This window comes from Pantoea sp. PNT03, from assembly GCF_014852515.1.
Taxonomy (GTDB): Bacteria; Pseudomonadota; Gammaproteobacteria; order Enterobacterales; family Enterobacteriaceae; genus Pantoea; species Pantoea leporis.
Genome location: NZ_JACVBT010000004.1, coordinates 296828 through 323136, shown reverse-complemented (window position 1 = coordinate 323136; position 26309 = coordinate 296828). Strand labels below are relative to the sequence as shown.

The window sequence follows — 26309 nt, the reverse complement described above, 5'->3', positions numbered from 1 at the left end:
CGCTATCGTCGGTCCATTATAGGAAACCTATTGCCAGGCTTTAAACAACAAACTGGCATTCACGCCGCCAAAGCCAAAACCGTTGGAAAGCGCATAGGTCATTGCCGTCGGCTGTGGCTTGAGTGCCACCAGATTCAGCCCAACAGCCGCTTCATCCGGATGCTGCAGATTGAGCGTCGGCGGAGCAACCTGATCGCGCAGCGCCAGAATCGAGAAGATCGCTTCCACACCGCCCGCCGCACCGAGCAGATGTCCGGTGGCCGATTTAGTGGAGGTGATCGCTACCTCGCTGCCAGCGAACAGCGAGCTAATTGCTGCCAGTTCGCCCTTGTCGCCGACCGGCGTCGACGTAGCATGTGCATTGATATGCTGCACCTCGCTCGCCGTTATGCCCGCCTGCGCCAGCGCGGTTTCCATTGCCCGGCGTGCCCCTTCACCATTTTCCGGACCGGCAGTGAGATGGTAAGCATCTGCGCTGGTGCCGTAACCCACCAGCTCCGCCAGCGGTGTCGCGCCGCGCGCCTGCGCATGTTCCAGCGATTCAATCACCAGCAATCCCGCGCCCTCGCCCATCACAAAACCGTCGCGGTCGCGATCAAACGGACGCGAAGCCTGCTCTGGACGATCGTTAAAGCTGCCCGACATCGCTTTCGCTGCGGCAAATCCGGCCAGGCTCACGCGATGGATCGCCGCTTCGGTGCCGCCGCACAGCGCAATATCCGCTTCGCCGCTGCGAATCAAGCGCGCCGCATCTCCAATCGCCTGGGCACCCGCCGCGCACGCCGTCACCGGAGCGCCAATCGGCCCACGAAAACCGTGTGCAATCGAAACGTGTCCGGCAGCCAGATTGGCGAGAAACGAAGGAATGGTAAACGGCGACAAGCGACGCGGCCCACGCTCGGCGGTGGTTTCAACCGCGTTGGCGATTTCGTTAAAGCCGCCGATGCCGGTGGCGATCACCGTGGCGGTGCGCTGCTGTTGCGCACTGTCCTGCGGGAACCAGCTGGCCTGCGTCAGCGCTTCATGCGCCGCCACCAGCGCGAACTCGATAAAGCGATCCATTTTCTTGCGATCTTTGGCGGCGATAATGCCGTCGGGATTAAAACCGTGCTGGGGATCCTGCTCCAGCGTCGGCACCTGTCCCGCCACTTTGCAGGCGATGTCCTGCACCATCTCTGGCGGCAAGGCGCTGATGCCCGATTTTCCCGCCAGCAGCGACTGCCAAACCGCTTCCGTGCCGCAGCCCAGCGGCGATACCAGCCCCATGCCGGTAATGACAATTCGTTTCATTTTTCATTCCTTAATCTGCGGATGCTTACTTGCGCGTTAGCGTTATGACTGCGGCTGGTGCAGCGGCGGCGGCGCAAATTTCTGGGTGTTATCTCCAGCGCGTTTTTTCTGCAGATAATCATGGCGATAGTGCATCATCGGCTCCGCTGCCGGACCGGGCACCATCTGATAGTTATCCAGCGTCAGCGGCTGGCCGTTTTCGCTATCGACCAGCTGCATCTTCACCGGACGCTGCGTAGCGCTTTCCACCAGCTGCATCTGGCGACCTTCCGGCGAGAAATGCGTGCTGCCCCACTCGGTGAGCGCCAGAATCACGCCGCGAAAATCGCGACCGACGGCCGTCAGGTGATATTCGAAGCGCGCCGGGCTGGTGCTGTAACACACCTTCTCCAGCAAGCCATCGTCCACCAGCTCTTTCAGGCGCCGCGACAATATGTTGGGCGCTATACCGCTGCTTTTCTGGAACTCATCGAAGCGCGTAAAACCGGCCAGCGCATCGCGCATGATCAGTATGCTCCAGCCATCGCCAATGCGCCCAAGGCTGCGCGCGATGGGACAAGGCATGTTGTAGAGCGGTTGGTTTTTCAAGGTAGGCTATCCCACATCGGTTTGATGGCGGATACTGTTGCAGAGTGACTTTCATTTTGCAAGTAACTTGCAGAATGAAAGTGATTTGGCGATGGCTTCTTTGCACAACAAAGTGCGCCGCTACGGTTGGGCGCACTTGATCGTAGCGGCGCGATTTACCGCGCGAATTTGGTCAGGTCCGTACCCGCAATCTCGCCTCAATCTTATCGGCGATCTTGGTCACCACATACGCAATCACCATGTAAAACACCACCGCCACCAGGAAGGCTTCGAGGTAGTAGAAATTCAGCGCCGCGGTCAGTTGCGCCTGGGCGAAGATATCCACCACTTCGATGGCAAACGCCAGCGACAGCGCTTTCATGATCACCATAAAGGCGTTCGCCAGATCGGGAATCGCCGCCACGATAATCTGCGGGAACATCACGCGGCGGAACAGCTGGCCGCCGCTGTAACCGAGCGACAGCGCCGCATCCGATTGTCCGCTATCAAACGAGTTGAGCGCGCCCTTCCACACTTCCGCCTGAAACGCCGCGACGCAGGCGCTCAGGGCGACGATGATGATCACCCAGTTCGGCAGCGAGTGCGCATTCACTTTCACGCCAAACAGCGTGGCGGCGAAGTCCAGCGCCGGCGGCAAACCGTAATAGGCGAGGAAAATCACCACCACCATCGGCACGCCTTTGAAGGCAATTTTGTAAGCGATCACCAACTGGCGCAGCACCGGAATGCGGCGATGCTCAATAAAGGCAAACAGCCCGCCGAGCAGCGTTGAGCAGATAAACACCGTCACCGCCATCAGCAGCGTCACTGGCACCGCATCGAGAATGCTCCAGAAGTCCGGCAGTAAAACCTCAAGATCAAACATGGTTTCTCTCCCTTATCAGACGCTGGTGAATTTGACGCGTGCAGCGGTTTTCGAGCTGTACTTCGCGTGACGTTGTTCGAAGAAACGGATAATCAACCAGGCCACGCCGCACAGCAGCGAATAGAGCACCGCCAGCACCAGATAAGTGCCGAACTGATATTGGTTGTAGTCGCGTTCCATGATCAGATGCGCAGTCGCCATCACATCCGCCGCACCGATGTACATCACCAGCGCCACGTTATGAATCAGATAGATAATCGCATTGCCGTAACCCGGCAGCGCATAGTGCACCGCTTGCGGACCGACAATACGCAGCATTTTCTGGCGGAAGCTGTAGCCCATGCTGTCGGCGGCGTCATGCTGGCCGCTCTCCACGGCGAGAAACGCCGGGCGCATCACTTCCGACAGATAACCGCCGTGATACAGGCTCAGGCCAATCATCGCCGCGATGTTGGCGGTGACAAAATCGCTGAAGCCAAACTGCTCGGCCACCAGCGGCAAGCCATAAAACGCGACAAACAGCTGCAGCACCACCGGCACGCTGCGCGCGTATGAGACGTACAAATCCACAAACTGGCTGATAACCGGGATGCGGCGCACGCGGAATACGGTGGCGATCAGCGCCAGGAAGAACCCGACGATCATCGCGACAAACATTATGCCAAGCGTCAACGGCAGCGCCGAGAGCAGCTCGGGAATCATCGAAGTCAGATTCACGGTGAAACACTCCTGCTAACAATGAAGCAACGCCCGGCTCAGCACCGGGCGCAGCTTTAGTGAATCCTTACTTCATGTACTTCGTGACGTCTTCACCGAACCACTTCTGCGCCAGCTTATCCAGCGTGCCGTCCGCTTTCAGCTGTTGCAGAGTTTTGTTGATGTCATCGTTCAGCGCCTGGTTCTCGGCAGAACGGTGAATCAGCACGTAAGTGTTGTTGATGGCAACCGGCTCGCTGGCTTTGATCGCCAGTTTCTGGTTGTCGATCACCGTTTGCTCGCCGAGGTTCGAAGGCAGGATCAGCGCATCATATTTGCCACGCTGCACCTCTTTCAGACGATCCGGATAAGGCACGCCAGCGCTCGAAGCTTTGATCTCAACTTTGTCGTTCGGGTTGTCCTGCTGCCACTGCGTCACGAATTTGTACACGCCGCCGCCGGCGGTAACCGGCACAATCTTCTTGCCGACCAGATCTTTCATGCTGTTGATGGTGCTATCGCTGCGGCTGTAGATTTTCATCAGGCTGGCACCGATCGGCGCATCCGGGATCAGGAACTGTTTGCTGCGCGTTGGCGCTTTGTAATAACCGCCGGTCGCCATGTCATATTTGCCGGTGGCGAGGCCCGTTTCCTGGGCGATATCCGCCGCACCTTCCATCACAAATTTGTACTGCGGCAGTTTAGCGTTGATGGCTTTCAGCACGTCCGGCTCGTAGCCCTGCGGCTCGTGACCAATCGCGCCCCACGACAGCGGTTTAGACTCCGCCGCAGTGGCGATTTTGATGGTGCGCACCGCGTCGGCGAAGCTGTTACCGCTGATGAGTGCCAGCGCGATGATGCCAGGCGCGGCCAGGCGACGTAAAGTGGTTTTGATTGCAGGCATGTCGTTGATTCCTTTAATTATTAGAATACGCGTTCTGAATTGAGGAACTGAGCAAGTCGCGGCAGGGTTGGATTATCAAACATCTCAGTCGGGCTGCCCTGCGCGGCCACCACGCCCTGATCCATAAAGACGATGCGGTTCGAGATACTTTTGGCGAACTGCATTTCGTGCGTCACCAGCAGCGAGGTAATGCCGGAGGACGCCACATCTTTAATCACTTTCAGCACCTCGCCCACCAGCTCCGGATCGAGCGATGAGGTGGGTTCATCAAACAACATCACATCAGGACGCACCGCCAGCGCGCGCGCGATGCCGGTACGCTGCAGCTGACCGCCGGAAAGCTGCGACGGATAGTGATCGAGTTTGGCGCCCAATCCGACGCGCTCCAGCTCCTGCACGGCGATATCGCGCGCTTGCTGTTTGCTTTTGCGTTGAATGACGATCAGCGGATCCATCACGTTTTCCAGCACCGTCATGTTTTTGAACACGTTGAACTGCTGGAACACCATCGCGGTGCGCAGACGGATCGCCTGGATCGCCGCTTTATCCGGTGACTGATAATCCATGCGGATCTGATCGAGCTGAATGGTGCCCGACGCCGGTTTCGCCAGATAGTTAATGCAGCGCAGCAGCGTGGTTTTGCCGGTGCCGCTTGGCCCGATGATCGACACCACATCGCCGCGTTTCACCGACAGATCGACACCTTTCAGGATCGGCGTGCTGCCGTAAGAGAGCGTAATATCGTTGAGTTCTAACATGCAGCAGCCCTTATTTGTTCAGGTCAGCATGGCCTAGCACATGCATCAGACGGTTGGCCCAGCCAAAAATGGCGATGGCGTGGATCAGATCGATAATCTCCTGATCGTTCATGCCGACCGCGCGCAGTGCCGCCATATCTTCGACGCTGGCTTCTGACGGCGTCACCGACAGGCGGCGGGCAAAACGGTAGATCGCCGCATCACGCTCGCCGAGCACATCCGCACGATCAAAGTAGATGGCGCTCACTACCGCATCGCTCTCCGCCAGTTGCACATGACGACGCGCATGCACCACCGCGCAATATTTGCAGCCGTTAACGATCGACGCACCCAGCGCGCCGAGTTCACGATCCGCGCGATCCAGCCCGCCATCGACATACATAATGGCGTTGAACAGCACGGTCCGCGCCACGTAGCTGTCGGGATCGTGTGCTAACGTGCGCACATATTCGGAGATCTTCTTATTCGATGGCGTCACTTTCATCGCATCGAGCTGCGCGGGCGTGGCCTCTTCTACCTCAACCGGCGCGATATACGGATGCCAGTGCAGCGGCTTGAGATTAACCGACGGAATCATGCAGACCTCAACAAGCGTAATCCGGCCGCGACGCGCGTCTGGAAGTTAATAAAAGCAATCAGCTCGGAGAGCGCCACAATCTGTGGATGAGTCAATCCGGCCTGCTCCAGCAGGCGAATGTGCTGCTCGGTGGCGTGCATTGGCTGCTGGGTGACGAGATCGGCGTGGCGCGCGATGGTCGCCAGCGGTTCTGGCAGCTCGGTGGCGCCTGCCGCCAGCGCCAGCAGCGCCTCTGACGGCTGCAACGCCGCCAGCTGCGTCTGATAATCCTGTTGCAGCGCGGCATCGTTATTCAGCTGCGCCATACGCTGCGCCAGCGCTAAACGCACATCCGGCGCTAAGCCCTGATCGTCGTTGGGTGCCAGCACCGAGATGCGGCACTGCTCCGCGCCGTCAACAAATTCCGGGCGCAGGCGGCGCGTGCCGTACAGCGCATCTTCAGCGTTTAAGCCGACTGCGCGATCAATTGCGTCACTCACTGCGCGTTCTCCTGGTTGAGTAAGGGCGTGGAATCCACCCATTCATCGCCCTGCAATTCAGGGGTGTCAAAAGCCTGTAAGTTGGCGTAATGCTGCTCGACGTCTTCGGCAAACAGCGAAGCGGTAATGCCGCGCACCAGACGATCGGCACCGGCGCTCACCGCCGGGATATCGCCGGAGACTTTGCCGTGCGTCAGCATCGCGGCATCGTTGAAGCAGTGAATGTGCGCCAACAGCGGACATGCGCCTGGTGTCAGTTCGCGGAATTCAAAGGCGGGACCGAGATCCGGCGCTTCCAGCAGATTGGCTCGCGGCGCGCCCATTGACGACTGATAACGTCCGTCGCGCCAGCTGCGGATATGTGGCGCGAGCGCGGCAAACTCCGGGCGGTCGTGGAAATCGTTGCTAAAGCCGGTGGCCGCAATGAGGTAGTCGTAGCGCAGCGCGCCTTGCGTGGTTTCGATCAGCAGCCCATCGGCCTCTTGCTTAACCGCTTTGATGCCGCAATTAAGCAAGAAGCGAGCATTGGCATGACGCGATACGCGCAGCGTCGAGGAGCGCGGCGGCGGCGTTTGCGTGGTGGCGGTGTAATCGACAAACTTCCACTTCCACGCGTCCGGCAGCTGATGCATGCCGTGCACCACGCCCTGACTGCCGATGCCGGTCATTTTGTTGATGCGCGGCATCTGCTTACGACGAATCAGCAGATCCACCGCGCCCGCGCCGTTTTCCAGCGCGGTGGCGGCATTATCCATTGACGATGCACCTGCGCCAATCACCGCGATGCGTTTGCCCTGCAGGGCAGCGAAATCAATGTCGTCGGCGGAGTGCGCCCAGAACTGGCGCTCGATACCTTGCAGGAAATCCGGCACGGCGAAGCCGCCAAGACCAGAACGTCCGGTGGCCAGCACCAAACGGCGAGTGTAAATGCGGCCGGTTTCGGCACCGCTAACATCGAGCGCAATCAGATCGCCAGCAAAGCCAATATGGGTGACGCGCACATTGTTGCGCACCGGCAGATTCAGCACCTTGCGATACCAAATCAGATAATCCATCCACTGCGCTTTGGGAATTTTATCCAGCTCTTGCCAGGCTGCTTTGCCCCACTGCGCGGTAAACCACGCGCGGAACGTCAGTTGCGCCATGCCGAGCGCCGGGCCTTGTAGAGATTTCGGTGAACGCAGCGTTTCCATACGCGCAAAGGTCACCCACGGACCTTCCAGCCCGGCGGGTGCGGCGTCATACGCCACCACATTGCTGATGCCGCTGAACTGCAATTTCGCCACCGCCGCCAGCCCGCACATGCCCGCGCCGATCACCACCACGTCACGCACGGGTGCGCCATCCTGCGTGCGCTCGGGCACCCAGGATTTAGCGGGCAGTTCAAGATATTCCAGATCCTGCTGAAGCTGAGCTTCCAGCGTGGCAAGGCCATCGGCGGCATAAGTCATACATGTTTTCCCAGAAATAAGCGGTGGCCAGGGTGCGGATGAAACCACCAAAGCGCGTAAGTGATTGTGCATTTCCATTATCCTGATAACACATAGTTAATGGTCATTAATCACTAAATCACATAGTAAGAGCTAAGGTTTCGCATAATCCTCTTGCCCTAAAACAGAGTCAATAATCGCGCTCAGCTTTTGACCAATGGATTTCTTATATCTTATGCCGGAAATGTTATAAGGCTTGTTAAAAGAAGATTTTTATACGCTGGCTGATGACTGACATCACGTATATTTCGGAGCGGCGCGATTTATCGCACCGCTAAAAAATACGATTGGGGTGAGATATTTAATCCTGATTAATCAACCGCATAATACGCGGATGCTCGCTGGCGGGCAGACGCTCAAAACCCGGCAGCAAATCGGCGGCCGCGCTGGCTAACGCCTCAACCAGCGCCTGCGCGGCAGCTGAAATCTGTCTTCCCTGCGGCGTGATCACGCCAAAGTAGTAGGGAATATCCTCCTCAATTGGACGGATCGCCACACCGGCCAGCGGCATGCCCCAACCGGTGACCGGTTCGAGAATCGCCACGCCCAGCCCGGCGCGCACGCAGCCAAGAATATTGGCGGAGGAGTTGGTTTCGATGGTTTCGTGCAGCGGCGTTTTGACCATTTTCAGCGCCTTTTCGTAGCGCCCGCGCAACCGCTGCGGGCTCCACGGTGCAATCAAACGGCGTCCCGCCAGGCTGCTCAACGACAGCTGAGATTGCGCCGCCAGCTCGTCATGCTCTGGCAGCGCCACCACGCATTGCGACTGGCCAATCCAGTGCAGCTCCACCGCGTGATGCTCCAGCGGCAAACTGCATAAACCGAGATCGGCTTCGGCAGTGATCACCGCATGTGCCGTCTGCACTGCGGATTCACTGATGATCTGCACTTTGTTCTGCAGATTCAGCGCGGCCAGCGCCTGCGGCAGCAAACCCGCCGCCAATGCCGGCGTGGCGGCGATGCTCAGCGGACGATGCTGCTGATGGGCGATCTCCTGCGCGCGCAGGCGAATCTGCTGCAGCGAGAGCAGCGCTTTCTGCACGTATTGATGCAGCTGCAGCGCCTCTTCCGAAGGATGAATGCGCGGCCCGTTGCGGATAAACAGCGGATAACCCAGCGATTGTTCCAGCTCCTGAATCAAACGCGACACCGCCGGCTGCGAGCGATTGAGCGCCTTCGCCGCCGCCGTGACGCTACCGGCAGAGATCACCGCCGAAAAGGCTTCCAGCTGCCGCAAATCCAGGTCGTTTAAAATGGTCATCGCGCAATTTTTCCCTAACTCATTGATCGTTCCCGACATTGGCGCGGGAAAGTTTTCATCATAGAGAGAGTGGTGGGAATTAGCCACAGGGTGGAAAGTGCGCTTTGCCCCTCACCCTGGCCCTCTCCCGCAGGCGGGAGAGGGAATTGTTGAACTCCGCAGCGGCCAGTTTCCTCTCCCTCTGGGAGAGGGTTAAGGTGAGGGAAATCACAACTTATCCGTCAGCTCACGCTGATGCTCATGCAACAGGCGCAGCATCTCGCGCAGAAACCGATCTTCGTTGCCCTTCTGCCAGGCAATGCTCAATGGCAATCCTTTAATCTGCTCCGGCAGATCCAGCGCAATATAGCTAACGCTGTCGCTGTTCATGGTGCGATACGAGGCGGGCACCACCGCCAATCCCAGCCCCGCAGCAACCAGGCTCAGGATGGTTTGCTTCTCTTCGGCAAACTGCGCGATGTGCGGCGTGAATCCCGCCAGTTTAAACAGGCTCATGGTGAGATCGTGACTGTGCGGGCGTGTGCGCCGGTCTGGAATGATCATCGCTTCGTGTTGAAAATCGGCCACCGCCACCCGTTCACGATCCGCCAGCACATGCTGAATCGGCACCGCCAGCACGCAGCTTTCGCGCGTGATAAAGCGCACCGCTAATGACGCATCAATACTTTGCGGCTCGCGAATAAAAATCATATCCAGCCAACCCGACTTTAATTTCGGAATTAAATTAATGGTTTTGTCTTCAATAATATGAATATCGCTGTGCGGATGCAGCGGAACAAATAAATTAAGTAACGCCGGAACTAATCCACGCGCGGCACTATCAATCGCACCAATACGTAATGTGCGGCGTTCATCTTTTAATCCCACTCTAAAACGTTTCGCCAGCGCATCAAATTGATCGATTAATTTGCTGGCGTCGTCAAAAAAGAGCGCGCCTTCGGCAGTTAATGAAACATTACGCGTCGATCGATTTAACAGACGCACGCCGAGGTCCTCTTCCAGTAAACGAATGAAGCGAGAAAGTGACGCAGGCATCATTTCCATCTTTTGTGCGGCACGGCCAAAATGCAGTTCTTTACCGACCGCAACAAAGCAACGCAATTGATTTATATCCACATTCCCCTCACCCGCTGATTATGCAAATAGTTTATATAATCCACATCTGATGATAAGCCAAAGCAAAACTGCATACTGAACTCGATTACAAAAAATAACACCACCCTACACAATCTGGAGCACTTTAATATGAACTCTCACCTCGAAAAAAGGGTGATGCGTAAAGTGACGTTACGCATTGTGCCCTTCATCATGCTGCTCTACTTCATCGCTTTTCTCGATCGCGTCAATATTGGTTTTGCTGCATTAACTATGAATCAGGATTTAGGTTTCTCGCCCACGGTATTTGGCTTTGGCGCTGGAATCTTTTTTCTCGGTTATTTTCTGTTTGAAGTGCCGTCGAATTTAATTCTGCATAAAGTCGGCGCCCGCATCTGGATTGCGCGCGTCATGATCACATGGGGATTGGTTTCCGGCTGCATGGCATTTGTGCAGGGCACCACCAGCTTCTACCTGCTGCGCTTTCTGCTTGGCGTAGCGGAAGCCGGTTTCTTCCCCGGCATCATCCTTTATCTCAGTTACTGGTTCCCGGCGGCGAAACGTGCGCAGGTTACCGCCATCTTTATGGCTGCGGCCCCACTTTCCACTGCGTTAGGTTCGCCCATTTCCGCCGCATTACTGGAGATGCATGGCCTGCTTGGCTACGCCGGTTGGCAATGGATGTTTGTGCTGGAAGCGATACCGGCACTGATATTCGGCATCGTGGTGCTGTTTTACCTCACCGATCGCCCGGCGAAAGCCAAGTGGCTCACCGATGAAGAACGGGCGTGGCTGGAAAAGACCATGAAGGCCGAAGAACAGGCGCGCGCGGCCAATCAAAGCCACAGCAGCGCCTGGCGCGGACTGGCCGATAAGCGTGTGTTAGCGCTGGCGCTGGTCTATTTCGGCACATCCGCAGGCTTGTACACGTTGGGCATTTGGTCACCGCAAATCATCCGCAGCTTCGGCGCGTCCTCAATAGAAATTGGTTTCCTCAACGCCTTCCCGGCGGTACTGGGCGTGATCGGCATGATTCTGTGGGCGCGCCATTCGGACCGCACCAAAGAGCGCAGCTGGCATGTTATCGGTGCCTGTTTGCTGGCGGCTGCCGGACTGATTTATGCCGGGAACGTCAGCACGCTGTTTACGGTGATTATCGCCCTGACGCTGGTCACCGTCGGCATCAGCGCCTCCAAACCGCCGCTGTGGAGCATGCCGACGCTGTTCCTGAGCGGTCCCGCGGCGGCCGCGGGCATCGCCACCATCAACTCTATCGGCAACCTTGGCGGTTTTGTCGGCCCGATGATGATTGGCGTGATCCGTCAGCAAACGGGCAGCTATACGTGGGGACTCTATTTTGTTGCCGGGCTGCTGGTGCTATCGGCGATTGTGGTTCTGATTCTCTCTGCCCGCGGCAAAACACCGCATCCCGCAGAGCTTGCTCATCCTCATACACATTGACCTAACTGGAGAAACATCATGCGTAACTACTCAATTGCCGCGATTCCTGCGGATGGTATTGGCCCGGAAGTGATCTCTGCTGGCGTAGCCGTGCTGCACGCGTTGACGCGTCACGATCCGCAGCTGACGTTTGCGGTGCAAACCTTTGACTGGGGCTCGAATTACTACAAGCAACACGGCGTGATGATGCCGGAAGATGGCCTGCAAACGCTGAAGACGTTTGATGCGATTTACTTTGGTGCGGTCGGCGCGCCCGACGTGCCGGATCACATCACGCTGTGGGGTTTGCGTTTGCCGATTTGTCAGGGCTTCGACCAGTACGCCAACGTGCGTCCGACCAAAATTCTGCCGGGCGTCACCTCGCCGCTGCGCAATCGCGGCCCCGGCGATCTCGACTGGGTGATTGTGCGGGAAAACTCAGAAGGCGAATATTCCGGTAATGGTGGGCGCGCGCATCGTGGTTTGCCGGAAGAAGTCGGCACCGAAGTGGCGATCTTCACCCGCGTTGGCGTGACGCGCATTATGCGTTATGCCTTCAAACTGGCGCAGTCGCGTCCACGCAAGCTGCTGACGGTGGTGACCAAATCCAACGCCCAGCGTCACGGCATGGTGATGTGGGATGAGATTGCCGCTGAAGTGGCGCAGGAGTTCCCGGATGTGCAGTGGGATAAGATGCTGGTGGATGCGATGACGCATCGCATGACGCTGCATCCGCAGAGCCTCGATACCATTGTCGCCACCAATCTGCACGCCGATATTCTGTCGGATCTGGCCGGAGCGCTGGCGGGCAGTTTAGGCGTGGCGCCCACCGCCAACATCGATCCTGAACGTCGCTTCCCGTCGATGTTCGAACCGATTCACGGCTCGGCGTTTGATATCACCGGCAAAGGCATCGCCAACCCGATCGCCACGTTCTGGACGGCGGTGCAGATGCTGGAGCATCTCGGCGAGCGGGATGCTGCGGCGCTGATTATGCAAGGTGTTGAATATGTCTGCGCTCAGGGCATTTTGACACCGGATGTCGGCGGCACGGCGAATACCGCTGAGGTAACGCGTGCGGTGGTGGAGTTTATTGAGGCAAAAGCTACTGTGGCAGAAGCCATCTGATTTTATCCAGTGCGCATCCTGTCATCGCACATTGCTTAGCGGCGCGATTTATCGCGCAATGAATTGCGCCGCTACGACTCATGCATTCTGTGATTTTGATTTGCACCTGTTGCGCTTTTCATTAAAAGTCTTTGCATCCTTCTGTTTTCGCAGGACCTCGCATGATCGACTCAGGCAGAGAAGCCAAACCGAATTCCCATCGCACCCTGCTGTTAGCGTTGTTGGTTGCCGTGACCTTCTTTATGGAAAACCTCGATGCCACGGTGATCACCACCGCGATTCCGCAGATGGCGCGCGACTTCGCCTCCAGCCCGGTAGCGCTGAACATTGGCGTCAGCGCGTATTTACTGGCGGTGGCGGTGTTCATTCCGATGAGCGGCTGGCTGGCGGAGCGCTTTGGCGCGCGCACGATATTCGCCAGCGCCATCCTGATTTTCACCCTCGCCTCGATCCTTTGCGGCTTGAGCGACACGCTGCCGACGTTCACGCTGAGTCGCATTCTGCAAGGGATTGGCGGCGCGATGATGGTGCCGGTGGGTCGCATGGTGGTACTGCGCGTCACCGAAAAAAAGGAGATGGTGAAAACCATCGCCTTTATTACCTGGCCGGGCTTGATTGCGCCGGTGCTCGGCCCGCCGCTGGGCGGATTGATTGTTACTTACGGGCATTGGCCGTGGATTTTCTGGCTCAATATTCCGCTCGGCATCCTCGCCATTATCGCCACCGCTTATCTGGTGCCGCAGTTTAAAAGCGAACAGCGGCGGCCGTTTGATGTGCGCGGCTTTGTGCTTACCGCCACCGCCTGCACCTCATTAATTATCGCGCTGGAAGCGCTGGGACAGATGCATCTCAGTTTTGGCATTCCGTTGCTGCTGCTGGGCATGCTGTGCAGCTGGCTGGCGTATCGTCACAGCTTCCGCCATGCGCAGCCGCTGCTGCCGTTTAGCGCGATGAAAATTGCCACCTTCCGCAATGCGGTGATTGGCGGCTCGTTCTTCCGCGCCTCGATCAACGCGGTGCCCTATTTGCTGCCGTTGCTGTTTCAGCTTGGCTTTGGCTGGAGCGCGGCGCAGGCCGGTGCGATGGTGCTGTGGGTATTTGCCGGAAACCTGGCGATGAAGCCAGCGACAACCTGGTTAATGAAGCGCTGGGGCTTTCGTCGCGTGCTGATGTTCAATGGCATGATCAGCCTTGCGGCGATGCTCGGCTGCTTGCTGCTCAATCCGTCGCTGGGCTACTTCGCGATTGCCGCGATTCTGTTTGTTGGCGGGCTGTCGCGCTCGCTGCAGTTCAGCTGCTACAACAGCCTGGGCTTCGCCGATGTGCCGCAAAACAAGATGAGCGATGCCTCGGTGGTGTTCAGCATCTTCTTCCAGTTCAGCATGAGCGCGGGTATTGCGCTGGCGGCGCTGTTCCTGCGCGCATCCATGTTGTGGCAGGAGCATAGCGAAATTGCGCAAAGCGATATTCATATCGCCTTCGCCGGTGTGGCGCTGTTGGTGCTGCTGTCGCTATTTGACGTAATGCGACTGGAGAAAAACGCCGGTGCGCAGGTGCTGGTAAAATAATCCCAACGCACTATTTATGGTTAAAAAGCAGAAATAGTGCGCTTCGCTTAAAATAATCCCTTTTTTATTAGCATTTATATTTATTAAACCCCTTTTAAGATTATGGCTAATGATCTGGTCGCCACTCTCTGTCTGAGAAATAAATAAAAGCATCAGGAATGTTAATTTATTTCATCACGTTGGAAGAGAAAAAAGTTATAAGCGCAGCGGTAAATTATTTTCTCTCACCCATTAATCGCGAAGCTTTAATTATCTTTTTTGCCAAATCAAATTATTTTAAGTATGTAAAATAACTTAACGATTTCAATCCTATTAGGATAATTCCTAATTGCAATTGGTTGTACGTTTGGCTTTTAGGGCTAACCTTAAGTAGCAAATGAAATATGCGTTATCCCCTTTATCTGAGGTATTCATTATGACAGCACCACGTGGCGGTTCTGGCAATTTTGCCATGGACCCGGAAAGAGCCCGCGAAGCGGGTAAAAAAGGCGGCCAATTAAGCGGCGGCAATTTTCGTAATAATCCAGAACGTGCGATTGAAGCGGGACGAAAAGGCGGTAAAAAAAGCCGTCGAGTCGTCGATAAATCTCCCGCATAACGTTATTGCGGCTGGCCGGTAATTCGGCAACAGCCGCAATCTCCTTTTATTTATTTGTCAGGAAAATATTATGAGCCACAACAGCGAAGAGCACTTTCTCGATTGGGTAAAAGATGCCCATGCCATGGAAAAACAGGCTGAAAGCATGCTGGAAAAAATGGCCTCGCGCCTTGAACACTATCCCGACCTTAAACTGCGTATCGAACAGCATATTGTTGAGACCCGTGAACATCAGACGCTGGTGCAGAGCGTGATCGATCGCTACTCCACTTCTCAATCGGTATTGAAAGACCTCGCCGGCAAAATCTCTGCTTTCGGTCAGTCGATTGGCGGCGTGATGGTGGAAGATGAAGTGGTGAAAGGCGCGATCAGCGGCCACGTGTTTGAGCACCTTGAGATTGCCAGTTACACCTCACTGATTGCGGCGGCGCAGCATCTCAACGATCACGAAAGTGCCGATATCTTCTCGCGCATCCGTGAGCAGGAAATCGCCATGGCCGACTGGACCTTGACGCATTTGCCGGACGTGACCGAACAGTATTTGGTTCGCTCCGCTACGCCAGGCGTGGAAGCTAAGAAGTAGCTCCGGCACGATTCTTCCATTTTTCGCAACAATGACTTCGCTAACCCGGCTATTCTGCCGCTAAATTGTCTGTGCGAACCTTATGGCAAGGCTCGGGATTATCCCGAGCAACACCTAAGGAACCGCAACATGAAACTCTATCACTTCCCGCTTTCTGGTCATGCTCACCGCGCACGTCTGTTCCTGTCGCTGCTGGATTTACCGCATGAAGTCATCGATGTTGATCTCAAATCTGGCGAAAACAAAACGCCGGAATTCCTCGCCATGAATCCGTTTGGTCAGGTGCCGGTGCTGGAAGATGACGGCGTGTTTATTGCCGATTCCAACGCCATTCTGGTCTATCTGGCGAAGAAAAGCGGTCGCAGCGAATGGTTGCCGGAAGATGCGCAGGGCGCGGCGGCGGTACAGCGCTGGCTCACCGTGGCAGCCGGTGATATCGCCTTTGGTCCAGCCGCGGCGCGTTTGATTACCGTGTTTGGCCGCCCGTTCAATCCTGAAGAGGTGATTGCTCGCGCGCATCTGGTGCTGTCACGCATTGAGCAGCATCTTGAAGGCCGTGAATGGCTGGTTGGCGATCGCCCGACTATTGCCGACGTTGCGCAGTACAGCTATATCGTGGGTGCGCCAGAAGGCAATGTCGATCTCTCCGGCTATCCGGCGGTGAACGCGCTGTTGCGTCGCATCGAAGCGCTGCCGGGCTTTGTGCCCTTCCCTCAAACTGCGGCTGGCCTGCGCAGCATCGCCTGAGTCCACCATCATGAGCAAGAAACTACCGGTTTGGCATCAGGGTGAAATTGCGCTTCAGCAACAGGCGGGTGTGGCGGAGCGCATGGCGGACGTCGGCCAGCGCGTGATCCGCGATCACATGCCCGATCAACACCGCGACTTCTACGCGCAGCTGCCGTTTATTGTGGCGGGCAGCGTGGATGCGCACGGCGATGCGTGGGCCACGCTGCTGGAAGGCCAACCCGGTTTTATCTTCTCGCCCAATGCCACCACGCTGGATATCGAGGCGCGTCCGCATCAAGGCGATCCCGCGGCGGCGGGCATGCAGGATGGCGCGCCGATTGGGCTGCTCGGCATCGAACTGCACACGCGGCGACGTAACCGCATGAACGGCGTGCTGCAAGCGATTGGCGCTGGTTTTCGCGTGCAGGTGGAGCAGAGTTTTGGCAACTGCCCGCGCTATATCCAGCTGCGTGACTTTCACTTTGCACATCCTCCCGCTGAACCTTATCGCGGTGAGGTGGAAACCCTGAGCGCGCTGGATGATGCCGCGCGCGCCAGCATCGGCGCGGCGGATACCTTCTACGTCGCCACCTATGCCGAACGACAGGTTGATGCCTCGCATCGCGGCGGCAAACCGGGTTTCGTGCGCGTGAGCGAAAGTGGTCTGCTGACCATTCCCGACTTCAACGGCAATCTGTTTTTCTCCACGCTGGGCAACATTCACCATAATGGCAAAGCGGGATTGCTGTTTGTTGATTACGCCAGCGGCGACACGCTGCAACTGAGCGGCGATGCCGAAGTGATTCTCGACTCGCCCGAGATCGCCGCTTTTCAGGGTGCCGAGCGGCTGTGGACGTTTCGCCCGCGCCGTATCGTGCGTCGTCGTGCCGCCCTCGCCTTACGCTGGTTAACGCCGCCGGATGGCGTCGCACCCAGTTCGCTGATGACCGGCGACTGGCAAGCCGCCGCCGAACGCCTGCGTGCAGCAGATCTGGCATCGCGCTGGCGTCCGTTCAAGGTGATTAAGGTGGTGGATGAGAGCGCCACGATCCGCTCGTTTCATTTAGTGCCGGATGATGGCGCGGGTCTGTTGCCGCATCTGGCCGGTCAACATCTGCCGATTCGCCTGCAGTTGCCCGGTACGGATAAGCCGCTGATGCGCGCCTACACGCTTTCGGTCGCGCCATCGGAGAATTTTTACCGCATCAGCGTCAAGCGCGATGGCGTGGTATCGCGTTACCTGCACGATCATCTCCACACCGGAGATACGCTGGAAGCGCGTGCGCCGGCGGGTGATTTTACTCTCGACGCCAGCGAACCGCGTCCGGCGGTGCTGCTTGCCGCTGGCGTGGGCATCACGCCGATGCTGGCGATGCTGCGACATCTGATATACGAAGGAGTGCGCAAACAGCGCCTGCGCCCTACGTTTCTGTTCCAGTCGGCGCGCAGCAAAGCCGAGCGCCCTTTTGTGCGCGAACTCGACCAGTTGCTGGCGGCGGCGCACGGCGCGGTGAAACTGGTGCGCGTGCTGAGCCAGACGGCGGATGCAGAACCGGATGTTGATTACGATTTTGCCGGCCGCATCGATATGGCGCTGCTCTCGCGGGTGCTGCCGTTTAACGATTACGACTTCTATCTGTGCGGTCCGCCGCAATTTACCCAGGCGCTGTACGACGGGCTGCGCGCCTTGAATATCGCCGACGATCGCATTCACGCCGAAGCCTTTGGGCCGTCGTCGCTGCAGCGCACCAACGATATTGTTAAAGAAGCAAAACCGCTATTGCCGGTAGCAACCCAATCGGTGCCGGTGAAGTTCATGAATTCACTGAAAGAGGCGCGCTGGACGCCGGATACCGGTTCGCTGCTTGAGCTGGCTGAAGCGCGTGGCCTGAGCCCAGCGTACAGCTGTCGCGCCGGACATTGCGGCAGCTGTAAAACCAAACTGCTGCAAGGCGCGGTGACTTACCCAACGCCACCGAGCGCGCAAGTGGCGGATGATGAAGTGCTGATCTGCTGCGCGCGGCCGGCGCAGCAGGAGGATGAGGTGCAGGCGATTCAGCTGGCGCTGTGAGATTTATCCCGCTTTGTTTTTGTAGATATCAGGCCGGGTAATCGTCCACGCGTAATTCGGCTGGTTAACCGGTTGATAGCCAAACTTTTCATACAGCCACGGCGCCGTGCTGGTGAACAGCGTAATTCTGCGCAGCCGCGCAAAAACCGGATGCGCATGAATACACGCCATCAACCAGCGTGCCAGGCCGTTTCCCTGATACGCGTCGAGCACGTAAACATCGCACAGATAAGCGAAGGTGGCGTAATCCGTGATGAGCCGCGCAAAACCAATTTGTTCGCCCTGATGGTAAAGACCAAAGTTAAGGCTGTTTTGTATCGAAGCATAAACCGTCTCTTCATCAATGCCTGCTGCCCATGTCGAAGTGGTGAGAAAACGGTGTATGGCGGCGAGGTCCAGTTTGTTTTCATCCGTGCTGATGAGATAACCCTGTTTGTTCCACTCTTCTATGACGAACTCACTCATCTCTGCGGCCTACGATAATTGGGTTGGGGTGTAAGAGAATTTATGAAGGATTGTTGTGGGCGACAAGCGATTCTTTATTTGGACATAGCTGCTGTGGTTAGGCTGATTTCTGGAGTTAAACTTTCGACAATCTTACCGATAATTCAAGTGGCAGTGCCGATTTTACCAAACGAACTCTAGAGATGAACATTTATATCCAACTGTTTATATGGAATAAAAAAACCAAAAACTACGCCATTCAATAAAACTATTAGTTCAAAACGTTAGATGAACTAATAAGTAAACCTAATAATTATTGGCGCTATATTCCATTCGTTGTTACTATCACCCACAGTTATTACATGGTTAATGAGGGAACGATGGCACTGAATGGAACACTTATTCTGAACGGCGCGGATTACGCACCATTAAACATCTATGGCGTCGGCGTTTTCATGGCGTTTTCTGGTAACGGCGCTTATCGAAATCGAGGTGGATGCGGCGCAGTTTCGGGCGACGGCCCATTGCCACCCGGGAAATACTGGGTTGTCGATCGCGGCGCGGGTGGCTTCTTTGGTAAGCGAAAGGCGGAATTACAGGACGCCTGGAACAAGTACACGAAAGGCGTGGCCTTTGGCCGAAGTGAATGGTTTGCACTCTATCGGGAGGATGCAGCCATTGACGACGAAACCTGGTATGAGGGCGTGCGCCGCGAACTGTTCCGGCTTCATCTGGGAACCGTGTCAGAAGGTTGCATCACCATCCCCCACAACTCCGATTATGCGCGTATCCGCCAGGCGTTTATGAACACATTAATGGTGCCCGTGCCAGGCAAGCCTTCGCTGATGGCCCGAGGATTAATTGAGGTTGTTGCCAATGGCTCAAACACTTGCCCGTAGGGCCGCAAAATGCGTTTTCTTCATACTAGTAACGCTGGCTGTGGGCAGATCGCTCGGTGGCGCTGAAACGTACATCTCACAGAATTTCGCACGAAAGGTTGCCGTGTTAATAAGCGGCGAATCCAACATTGAAACTCTCTACGACGCCTATTTCTACATTGATGTTGTCATCGTGGTGTCCATCACCACGGCTATTTACCTAATAACCATGAAGTTAATCAAAAAAATAAGGAGCAAGTAAAATGCCAATCCCTCCGTATATGTGGCTTAAAGATGATGGTGGCGCAGATATTCGAGGATCTGTCGATGTGCACGACCGTGAAGGCAGCATTGAAATTATCGGCATGAGCCACGGCATTAACCTGCCAGTGGACGGATCTAACGGTAGGATCACCGGTACGCGCCAGCATTCATCAATGATGATTGAGAAAGAAGTGGATAGCTCCACGCCTTATCTGTACAAGGCAGCAGCCACCGGGCAGACGCTAAAAAGCGCTGAACTTCGCTGACCTGTCCCCTGTTGCTCCACACAAACTGTTGTTAGCTATGTCCGCTCCTGGCACTTAGCTGCCCATCAAGACTTTAGGTAGGGGCAGCTGTAAGCGAACAACGGACATTGCTGATAGTATGTTTTCTAAGTCAACTGCGAGTGGATAACCCCCGATATCATTTACTCATCCTGGCTAACTTTTCAATAAGGTTGACGTGTCGAGAATAAATCTTGAATTTCATCTCAGGACCATTCTGGTATCTGGCTGCACTCATTGCGAGAGAAGCTAAGTCAATTTCGGCTTGGTTGAGCAAGTCCTTCAAGTCTTCCTCAAGAATCTGATTTTGCACAAGAACGGGAAGCAGTTTTATTAGCGAACAGGAATTGCTGGAAACTAAGCCCAATGTATCCCTTGATGTTGGATAGGCGGCTTGATCAAGCCATGTACAATAATGATCTTCAATAGCGTTCTTAGCTTCAACTGTCCAGCGAAGGCGGAAAATGACTAGGTATTGCTGCATGATTGGCCAAAAGTCTTCACCATACGCATCAATGCTCAACATTTCTGTTGTAGCCTTCCACAGCTCTTGAAATAGTGCGGCGGACTTCTTAAGTCTTTCGAAAGTTTCCTGTGGGTCCGCGGTGCAGATTAGTATTCCTAAGCCTACGTCAACCAACATGCGCATCAGTCTTGAAGCATTTGATGTTCCCCATTCGTTGGAACTTCTATCAATGGGATGAAACTCGAGGATTTCTCTCAACGCAATGCTAGAGTTCCACATGTCCAGCCATTGATTGAGGAAGTTGTCATTCAATGCGATGGAATAACCGAGCACCCTACAAGCATAGCTGTTGGGCTGAGGGCTTCGAAATTCACTAACATTATTTCGAAGCGACTTACCTTTGGATGAGTTCCACTCGGCAGGTGTTAAATTCCATTCTTCAATAAAGGCACTGACGTCCGGTGTCGGAAACTTATCGGGGTGGTTCGAATGTAAAATTGCCAGCATGGATTGATAAAACCATGACTCACATGAAAAATTAAATTCTTCAGAAATGATTGGGGAATAAGGCAATGGCACTTTCTCAGCTAATGCCAATAATATATCTTGGTTGCTGAGTGGCCGCATCTGATGCGAGTTGTTATCAGGAAAGTTAAGATGCTGGCGAGTGAGCCATGTACCCCAACGCTTAAACAGCCCCTCGAAATCGGATCTTTCAGCGACAGTAACTACGAAACAAGCAAGCATTGAACTGACGTGCTGCTCTAACTTAGACGAATTATTCTCTCTGCCATTGGCTAATTGTAAAATTTTCTCACTTCCGTGCCGAAGTAAACTGGGAAGTAGTAGGGCACCATTCCATGAGCCATCGCTTTGAAAACTCAGCGAAGAACCGAGTGTGAAGTGCTCCCATAGATCGTAGTTACGGTAAAATTCCGGGCTTTCAAGAACTCGATTGATTAAGGCTAGGCTTTTTGTTGAATTCATCCATATTAATAATTTGTTAGAATCAAGCTTAGTTAGTAATTCAATCCATGACCAACTGGAATCATCTAACCGGTTGTCCAAGTAATGTCCGTCCCAAATTTCCTTAAGGGTGATTTGATGGGAAGGATCAAAACAGTCTTCATGAAGAAGTTTTTTTTCAGCATCGACGAAGTGTTCTTCGGCTAAATTTAAGAGGGTTTCTTTGAAAGAAGAATTTTTTAGAGCTACAACGATTGCCACCTTCGTCCACAATTGCTCAATCCACCATGAGTTTCGGACGAGAGCCCTAAAGGCTGCATACCGGTTTTTGGTTTCTGAGGAGGCCCATGCCGTTACAATCCCGATCACTAATGCCGTCTGAATTTTCGGATGGTCCGACGCATCGAAGTCCACGTGGACACCACACAATTGGGTAGTAAACCTCTTAAGAGCATTTTTGGCATCATCCTGAATGCAGAAATATTGCGTCACAGCCGTGATCAAGACATCCGGAGGTGCGTAACTACCTTCTGCAAAGTCTTCAATCAAAGACTCGACGATTGCGTACTGTTTCTGCCTTTCAGATTCATCAGTGGGCTGTAATTGCCATTCTTTGGTCATTAGTATTTTTTTCCGTTAGCGTTGGCCATCATCCAAACTGTATCAAAAAACTGCACTGCATCATGAGTGTCAGCATTCCAGCCTCTGCTAACGGCATTAACGTCACGATGAAACCCACCTACCGTAGCGCCAAAATGCCATAATTCGTTATCGATGATTGCAAATCGATCATGAATACAGTTGGCGTTACTAAGAGTAAATGAGAGCTCAATTGTTATGGGCGGGGCGAGTTTGTCACGATTTTCTGTTACGAACAGTTTTAACTCCTCGAAAGCCTCCACGATTATTTTTCTGGAATCGTGATAACCAGTTAAAATCTTTAATGTCTGCAGATGGTCTGTGCAAAACCAATTCACAACTTTCTTAATTCGAAAACTATGGTCGGGTTCCTGAACATCTTCACTAAATAAATGCTTGTCAATTATCCATACCGCTTGCGCAGTACTAATTGCCTCTTCAAATTCCTCTACTAATCTTACATTCGGAGCATCTTGACGGGCTTTGATTGCAACTAAAGAGGGAAAATGATGACGGGATTCATCCCTTTAGGGTGCCTCGCAAGGTATGAGTAATTTCGGGATGAAGCTTGTCTCTACAATCTGCTCAGTTGTATTGACATCGATCTGGGATGATAATTTAATCATTATCAACGTCCTGCGTTCCCTGTGCACCATGGGTCTTAGCGCCCTGTAATATCTGAGCTTCTTTCTCGTCCACCATGGCACGACCGCAATGTGCGCATGATTTCTTGAGCCCCCCTTTGGGGATTTTGAAGTCATTCAAAGGCACTGCATTATTATATAAGTCTATAAGGTGGGTGAGGATTTTTTCACCATGGGGAATACGCATGGCCAGCGTTGGCCTTATACCGATTGAGTTTAGAGAACTGCCTATCATCCATACACGGTTATCGACTGCGATGAATCGATCATGAAAAAGACTATTTTCCGTATTGGCGACTTTGATTTGAATGCTGTTTCTGTGACTAGCTTGGAAGGTGGCCAAGTTTCTCAGCAATGCCTGGTGTGTATCAAGCGGTGCCTCATTATCGGATTCGGGGCCAGCTTCCGATACTTTAATCTTTTTGAAAGCACTGCTTGAGGTAAGGATTTGTATCTTTACATCGTCTCGCTCAATAGCAAATAGATACTGGGAAATTTGGTTAGCGCTGAAATAGGGATCAGCGATGAAGATGCTTAAATTAGCTTGCTTCAGCTTATCCCTAATGTGTTTTAAAGCTTCTTTGCGCTGGTCAGCTGTAAACCACTTCTGATCATATAGTTTGGCGCTGTAATTAAGGAGTCGCTCGTTTTTAGCATCTAGCAGACGCTTGAAGGCATCAGTTGTGTTCGGTGCGTCACCAAATGTCTGTGAAGACGCTAAAGTTTTTTTATCACTGAAGTATTCAGTAACTGGGCTCTTCTTTTTATCTGTCTCTGGGGCAGAAATTTTGACGCGCCGCTCGATAACCTCAGTCCTCATATTCATTTGACGAAGGAACGTTCGAATAGGTGTTTGGAGCAATACCCCGCGTTCTGTATGGGTGAGGACAAGACCGGAGCTGTGGATAGGAGAGGGCCTTTCAATCACTACCAAACCATCTTCAGGTACTGGAATTTTATCGAAGGAGGTGAGCATTCCTTGTTGTCCCTCCATTACGGTCAAGCTCAAACCTTGGAGTTTACGGCTTGGGTGCGGCTTAACATGGAAATACAATGATTCGGAACCGTCTTCCTTTGGATCAACGAACTGTCGGACGGAATGAACGTCGCAATCGGGAACAGCAAGTACCATCCCACCCAAATATTCAGGATATTCCCTAAAATCGACATGCATGTGATGTTCCAGGAATTGTAAAGCTTCCTCGCACTGCTTGCTTCTTCCAGCTGTGTCAAGAAAGCTCGGCCATTCCTGACTTTCTGAAATTCGACGCGAATACCTGATAATGCCAAGGTTGCGGAACGGGATTGTTGAACGCTCAGACTTTTGCGCAATATCTTCGCTTTCCATAGGGACGCCCAATACAGGCCAACTTGGAAAGTCACTTAGTCTGCAAGCTGAAAGGGGCTTGCCATCAGAAGCCGAACGGAACCCGTTAAGGGGGAGTGGTGTATGAAGTTCTTCCGATGAAGTTCGATACCATTGGATGGCTTCATCGACTGTCATCACTATACGGTCTACCGCAATAGCGCCATCTTTATTAAATCTTTTAATGTAAGGCTTAAGAGGTCTTGAAGGTGCTTGCCTTCCTGATGCAAGCAACCAGACCGATGCGAACAGTAAGCGTAGAGGTAACTGCTCAGATGTAGATTTTGGAGGTACTACTACTGCAATATGTACGACCGCATGTTCGAAGCCGTCAGTCCATTTACTTGAGGGGGCACTGCTTATGGTACTTTCCATATATGGCTCGCTATCGGCAGAAGGCGCTAAGTTAAGTTATTTCAATTGGCCATCGCTATAAGTTGAATTAATTGGGCACATTACTCTGATTTATAGAGAAGAAGAGAGACTGTTAGTTGAATAATATTGAAGAATTATGTCACTTCTTCACTTTGCAACCATCATAAGAGTATTCAGAGGTTTCGGGAAGGTAGTTGATGCGTAGCTGTCGAACGAAGGCCCTGATTGGAAAGAACGGGATAAAAAGATTTACCACTATTGGCAAAGAATGTCTTGAAGATCGTCTGCCCTGGCATAGAGCATGAATCGCCACGGATAATTTAGACACTTCCGAGCCGTTGATAATACTGGTTTTCATATTCTGCCGGGGACATCTGATCACTAGAGCCATGCCGACGCTTACTGTTATAAAACATTTCGATGTAATCAAAAATATCGCTGCGGGCTTCTTCCCGCGTTCCGTAGATCTTTTTCTTTATCCGTTCGCGTTTCAGCAACTGGAAAAAGCTTTCTGCAACCGCATTATCGTGGCAGTTACCGCGACGGCTCATGCTGCCCTCCAGGCCGTGTGATTTCAGGAACGACTGCCACTCATGGCTTGTGTACTGACTGCCCTGAACCGAATGAACCAGTACCTGTTTTTGGGGATTACGCCGCCATACAGCCATCAGCAGTGCGTTCAGGACAATGTCCTTTGTCATCCGGGATTGCATTGACCAGCCGATAATTTTGCGTGAGAACAGATCAACAACCACGGCAAGATACAGCCAGCCTTCGTGGGTCCTGATATAGGTTATGTCCGTTACCCAACGCTCATCCGGAGCATCCGGATTGAACTGTCGCTGTAGCCTGTTAGGCGACACGATACTGGCCTCGCCTTCACGTGCCCGCGGGCTCCGGTATCCAACCTGAGCCTTTATCCCGACACGTTTCATCAGTCGCCAGACTCTGTTGACTCCGCACTGTTGCCCGCTGTCCCGCAGATCCAGATGGATCTTGTGAAGCATATCAGGCACGCCCTTAACATGCTGGCACCAGGCGGTAACCTGGTGGCGGTATGCGCAAACGGGCCTCGGCAGCAGCGGGTGTTTAGGGATATTGCGACGCATCAGGAGGTGCTTCCTGCATGAACCTTCATCTATACGGAAGTTTCCACCCTGATTGTTCGCATCGATGCGTGAAGCACTGCATGACCGGTTCCGCGGGGGCGGGACGGATTTCTGCCGAAAGTATTGGCAGCGAATGTCTAAAGCCGCTGATAACAGCTGCGGCGGCTGCGCCGCCACGGCGGTTCTCCTGCAGTCGCATGTGCCTTTCATCTTTGTGGCGCTATCTCAGACTCTCCGTGCTTTGTTTCCAGCTGCTGTTAAGCCTTAAATGATGCAACAGCTACGCCTACTTTCTCTCTGATAACAACCTTCTGGCCCCCTCCGGCTTCCCGGCGTGCCGGGTCGTCAGCCCCACTACGCTAACCGGCACAGCCGGCAAGCTTCGCAGGAACGCGTGGCTTTCCGGGCCATCCGGCTAGGGTCTGATTGTAACGACAAGTGCAAAACCACTGCCATCGACATTAAAACTGAATGTGTATTCTGGTTAGTCTGAGAGTTTCAAAAGGTGATTATAGGGGTTACGAGTTGAAGCGAAGATGCATGTCACTATTACACATGAGGAGGATGACCTTATGGCTCTGAAGTAGTAGTGATGATCTTGACAATCGAATGTGGACTTTTAAAACCTATGGTTGATAATTGAAGTGAAATTTAATGGTTTCGAAGACGCGATAAGCATTCAAAATTAAGCCTGATCAACTCTGGCTTATAAAATAAATTAGGCGAGATTAATTAATTTATAGCGATAGGGAAA

23 protein-coding genes and 2 pseudogenes are annotated in these 26309 nt (G+C 53.8%); 9 read left to right on the top strand and 16 right to left on the bottom strand.

Annotated elements, in window-relative coordinates:
• Positions 1 to 27 precede the first annotated feature (27 nt).
• The 11 genes from fabF to IB226_RS16025 form a co-directional block, all read right to left on the bottom strand.
• Positions 28 to 1290 (bottom strand): beta-ketoacyl-ACP synthase II, encoded by a 1263-nt coding sequence (gene fabF / locus IB226_RS16075; protein WP_192236366.1) that lies wholly within the window; start codon positions 1288 to 1290, stop codon positions 28 to 30.
• A 42-nt stretch (positions 1291 to 1332) separates the two neighbouring features.
• Positions 1333 to 1878: a helix-turn-helix domain-containing protein gene (locus IB226_RS16070; RefSeq protein ID WP_192236364.1), complete on the bottom strand. Its 546-nt coding sequence runs from the start codon at positions 1876 to 1878 to the stop codon at positions 1333 to 1335.
• Between the two features lie 172 nt (positions 1879 to 2050).
• The gene (locus IB226_RS16065) at positions 2051 to 2743 is read right to left on the bottom strand and encodes an amino acid ABC transporter permease (protein ID WP_192236362.1); all 693 of its coding nucleotides are present in this window, start codon (positions 2741 to 2743) and stop codon (positions 2051 to 2053) included.
• 15 nt (positions 2744 to 2758) lie between these two features.
• Positions 2759 to 3445 (bottom strand): amino acid ABC transporter permease, encoded by a 687-nt coding sequence (locus IB226_RS16060; protein ID WP_154155525.1) that lies wholly within the window; start codon positions 3443 to 3445, stop codon positions 2759 to 2761.
• An 82-nt stretch (positions 3446 to 3527) separates the two neighbouring features.
• Positions 3528 to 4343, bottom strand: coding sequence for a transporter substrate-binding domain-containing protein (locus IB226_RS16055; protein WP_101761871.1), 816 nt, complete (start codon positions 4341 to 4343; stop codon positions 3528 to 3530).
• A 20-nt stretch (positions 4344 to 4363) separates the two neighbouring features.
• Positions 4364 to 5101: an amino acid ABC transporter ATP-binding protein gene (locus IB226_RS16050; protein ID WP_101761870.1), complete on the bottom strand. Its 738-nt coding sequence runs from the start codon at positions 5099 to 5101 to the stop codon at positions 4364 to 4366.
• A gap of 10 nt (positions 5102 to 5111) precedes the next feature.
• Entirely contained in the window at positions 5112 to 5678 is a 567-nt protein-coding gene (locus IB226_RS16045; protein WP_192236360.1) for a peroxidase-related enzyme, read from the bottom strand.
• The gene (locus IB226_RS16040; protein WP_192236359.1) at positions 5675 to 6157 is read right to left on the bottom strand and encodes a hypothetical protein; all 483 of its coding nucleotides are present in this window, start codon (positions 6155 to 6157) and stop codon (positions 5675 to 5677) included. Before IB226_RS16040 ends, IB226_RS16045 begins: the two co-directional genes overlap by 4 nt.
• Entirely contained in the window at positions 6154 to 7608 is a 1455-nt protein-coding gene (locus IB226_RS16035; protein ID WP_192236357.1) for an NAD(P)-binding domain-containing protein, read from the bottom strand. The genes IB226_RS16040 and IB226_RS16035 overlap by 4 nt, the downstream gene beginning before the upstream one ends.
• A 340-nt stretch (positions 7609 to 7948) precedes the next feature.
• A complete protein-coding gene (locus IB226_RS16030) occupies positions 7949 to 8908 on the bottom strand; it encodes a LysR family transcriptional regulator (RefSeq protein WP_192236355.1) in 960 nt (319 codons plus the stop codon).
• Positions 8909 to 9115: 207 nt separating this feature from the next.
• Positions 9116 to 10024 (bottom strand): LysR family transcriptional regulator, encoded by a 909-nt coding sequence (locus IB226_RS16025; protein ID WP_192236353.1) that lies wholly within the window; start codon positions 10022 to 10024, stop codon positions 9116 to 9118.
• 129 nt (positions 10025 to 10153) lie between these two features.
• Between IB226_RS16025 and IB226_RS16020 the strand changes: the two genes are divergently transcribed.
• The 7 genes from IB226_RS16020 (at position 10154) to IB226_RS15990 (ending at position 18120) form a co-directional block, all read left to right on the top strand.
• Positions 10154 to 11464 (top strand): MFS transporter, encoded by a 1311-nt coding sequence (locus IB226_RS16020; RefSeq protein ID WP_192236351.1) that lies wholly within the window; start codon positions 10154 to 10156, stop codon positions 11462 to 11464.
• A gap of 18 nt (positions 11465 to 11482) precedes the next feature.
• Positions 11483 to 12571 (top strand): tartrate dehydrogenase, encoded by a 1089-nt coding sequence (locus IB226_RS16015; protein WP_192236349.1) that lies wholly within the window; start codon positions 11483 to 11485, stop codon positions 12569 to 12571.
• A gap of 161 nt (positions 12572 to 12732) precedes the next feature.
• Positions 12733 to 14139, top strand: coding sequence for an MFS transporter (locus tag IB226_RS16010; protein ID WP_192236347.1), 1407 nt, complete (start codon positions 12733 to 12735; stop codon positions 14137 to 14139).
• Positions 14140 to 14554: 415 nt separating this feature from the next.
• Entirely contained in the window at positions 14555 to 14737 is a 183-nt protein-coding gene (locus IB226_RS16005) for a general stress protein (protein WP_101761861.1), read from the top strand.
• A gap of 70 nt (positions 14738 to 14807) precedes the next feature.
• The gene (locus IB226_RS16000; protein ID WP_101761860.1) at positions 14808 to 15320 is read left to right on the top strand and encodes a ferritin-like domain-containing protein; all 513 of its coding nucleotides are present in this window, start codon (positions 14808 to 14810) and stop codon (positions 15318 to 15320) included.
• A 129-nt stretch (positions 15321 to 15449) separates the two neighbouring features.
• Positions 15450 to 16067, top strand: a complete 618-nt coding sequence (locus IB226_RS15995; RefSeq protein WP_192236345.1) for a glutathione S-transferase family protein — start codon at positions 15450 to 15452, stop codon at positions 16065 to 16067.
• 10 nt (positions 16068 to 16077) lie between these two features.
• A complete protein-coding gene (locus IB226_RS15990; protein WP_192236343.1) occupies positions 16078 to 18120 on the top strand; it encodes a pyridoxamine 5'-phosphate oxidase family protein in 2043 nt (680 codons plus the stop codon).
• Between the two features lie 3 nt (positions 18121 to 18123).
• Here the strand turns inward: IB226_RS15990 and IB226_RS15985 are convergent, their stop codons facing one another.
• Positions 18124 to 18585 (bottom strand): GNAT family N-acetyltransferase, encoded by a 462-nt coding sequence (locus tag IB226_RS15985; RefSeq protein ID WP_192236341.1) that lies wholly within the window; start codon positions 18583 to 18585, stop codon positions 18124 to 18126.
• A gap of 359 nt (positions 18586 to 18944) precedes the next feature.
• Between IB226_RS15985 and IB226_RS15980 the strand changes: the two genes are divergently transcribed.
• The gene (locus IB226_RS15980) at positions 18945 to 19463 is read left to right on the top strand and encodes a DUF2778 domain-containing protein (RefSeq protein WP_192236339.1); all 519 of its coding nucleotides are present in this window, start codon (positions 18945 to 18947) and stop codon (positions 19461 to 19463) included.
• Positions 19464 to 19705: 242 nt separating this feature from the next.
• A pseudogene (locus IB226_RS15975) lies at positions 19706 to 19969 on the top strand (Hcp family type VI secretion system effector); the annotation flags it as partial.
• 160 nt (positions 19970 to 20129) lie between these two features.
• Here IB226_RS15975 and IB226_RS15970 read toward each other — a convergent pair.
• The 4 genes and pseudogenes from IB226_RS15970 to IB226_RS15955 all read right to left on the bottom strand — a co-directional run.
• Positions 20130 to 22043 carry a hypothetical protein gene (locus IB226_RS15970; protein WP_192236337.1) on the bottom strand — a complete coding sequence of 638 codons (1914 nt, stop codon included), beginning with the start codon at positions 22041 to 22043 and terminating at the stop codon, positions 20130 to 20132.
• Positions 22043 to 22324 (bottom strand): hypothetical protein, encoded by a 282-nt coding sequence (locus IB226_RS23290; protein ID WP_225608331.1) that lies wholly within the window; start codon positions 22322 to 22324, stop codon positions 22043 to 22045. Before IB226_RS23290 ends, IB226_RS15970 begins: the two co-directional genes overlap by 1 nt.
• A 355-nt stretch (positions 22325 to 22679) precedes the next feature.
• Complete coding sequence (locus tag IB226_RS15960) at positions 22680 to 24446, bottom strand: VPA1262 family N-terminal domain-containing protein (protein ID WP_192236335.1); 1767 nt, start codon at positions 24444 to 24446, stop codon at positions 22680 to 22682.
• A 320-nt stretch (positions 24447 to 24766) separates the two neighbouring features.
• A pseudogene (locus IB226_RS15955) lies at positions 24767 to 25444 on the bottom strand (IS3 family transposase); the annotation flags it as partial.
• Positions 25445 to 26309: the final 865 nt, after the last annotated feature.

Bases quoted from the DNA above. Each gene is read 5' to 3' on its own strand.
- IB226_RS15970 (WP_192236337.1), bottom strand. From the start codon at position 22,043: ATGACCAAAGAATGGCAATTACAGCCCACTGATGAATCTGAAAGGCAG.
- IB226_RS16060 (WP_154155525.1), bottom strand. From the start codon at position 3,445: ATGATTCCCGAGCTGCTCTCGGCGCTGCCGTTGACGCTTGGCATAATG.
- fabF (WP_192236366.1), bottom strand. From the start codon at position 1,290: ATGAAACGAATTGTCATTACCGGCATGGGGCTGGTATCGCCGCTGGGC.
- IB226_RS16065 (WP_192236362.1), bottom strand. From the start codon at position 2,743: ATGTTTGATCTTGAGGTTTTACTGCCGGACTTCTGGAGCATTCTCGAT.
- IB226_RS15960 (WP_192236335.1), bottom strand. From the start codon at position 24,446: ATGGAAAGTACCATAAGCAGTGCCCCCTCAAGTAAATGGACTGACGGC.
- IB226_RS15985 (WP_192236341.1), bottom strand. From the start codon at position 18,585: ATGAGTGAGTTCGTCATAGAAGAGTGGAACAAACAGGGTTATCTCATC.
- IB226_RS16055 (WP_101761871.1), bottom strand. From the start codon at position 4,343: ATGCCTGCAATCAAAACCACTTTACGTCGCCTGGCCGCGCCTGGCATC.
- IB226_RS16035 (WP_192236357.1), bottom strand. From the start codon at position 7,608: ATGACTTATGCCGCCGATGGCCTTGCCACGCTGGAAGCTCAGCTTCAG.
- IB226_RS15980 (WP_192236339.1), top strand. From the start codon at position 18,945: ATGGCACTGAATGGAACACTTATTCTGAACGGCGCGGATTACGCACCA.
- IB226_RS16030 (WP_192236355.1), bottom strand. From the start codon at position 8,908: ATGACCATTTTAAACGACCTGGATTTGCGGCAGCTGGAAGCCTTTTCG.
- IB226_RS16015 (WP_192236349.1), top strand. From the start codon at position 11,483: ATGCGTAACTACTCAATTGCCGCGATTCCTGCGGATGGTATTGGCCCG.
- IB226_RS16005 (WP_101761861.1), top strand. From the start codon at position 14,555: ATGACAGCACCACGTGGCGGTTCTGGCAATTTTGCCATGGACCCGGAA.
- IB226_RS16050 (WP_101761870.1), bottom strand. From the start codon at position 5,101: ATGTTAGAACTCAACGATATTACGCTCTCTTACGGCAGCACGCCGATC.
- IB226_RS16000 (WP_101761860.1), top strand. From the start codon at position 14,808: ATGAGCCACAACAGCGAAGAGCACTTTCTCGATTGGGTAAAAGATGCC.
- IB226_RS16045 (WP_192236360.1), bottom strand. From the start codon at position 5,678: ATGATTCCGTCGGTTAATCTCAAGCCGCTGCACTGGCATCCGTATATC.
- IB226_RS15990 (WP_192236343.1), top strand. From the start codon at position 16,078: ATGAGCAAGAAACTACCGGTTTGGCATCAGGGTGAAATTGCGCTTCAG.
- IB226_RS16020 (WP_192236351.1), top strand. From the start codon at position 10,154: ATGAACTCTCACCTCGAAAAAAGGGTGATGCGTAAAGTGACGTTACGC.
- IB226_RS16010 (WP_192236347.1), top strand. From the start codon at position 12,733: ATGATCGACTCAGGCAGAGAAGCCAAACCGAATTCCCATCGCACCCTG.
- IB226_RS15995 (WP_192236345.1), top strand. From the start codon at position 15,450: ATGAAACTCTATCACTTCCCGCTTTCTGGTCATGCTCACCGCGCACGT.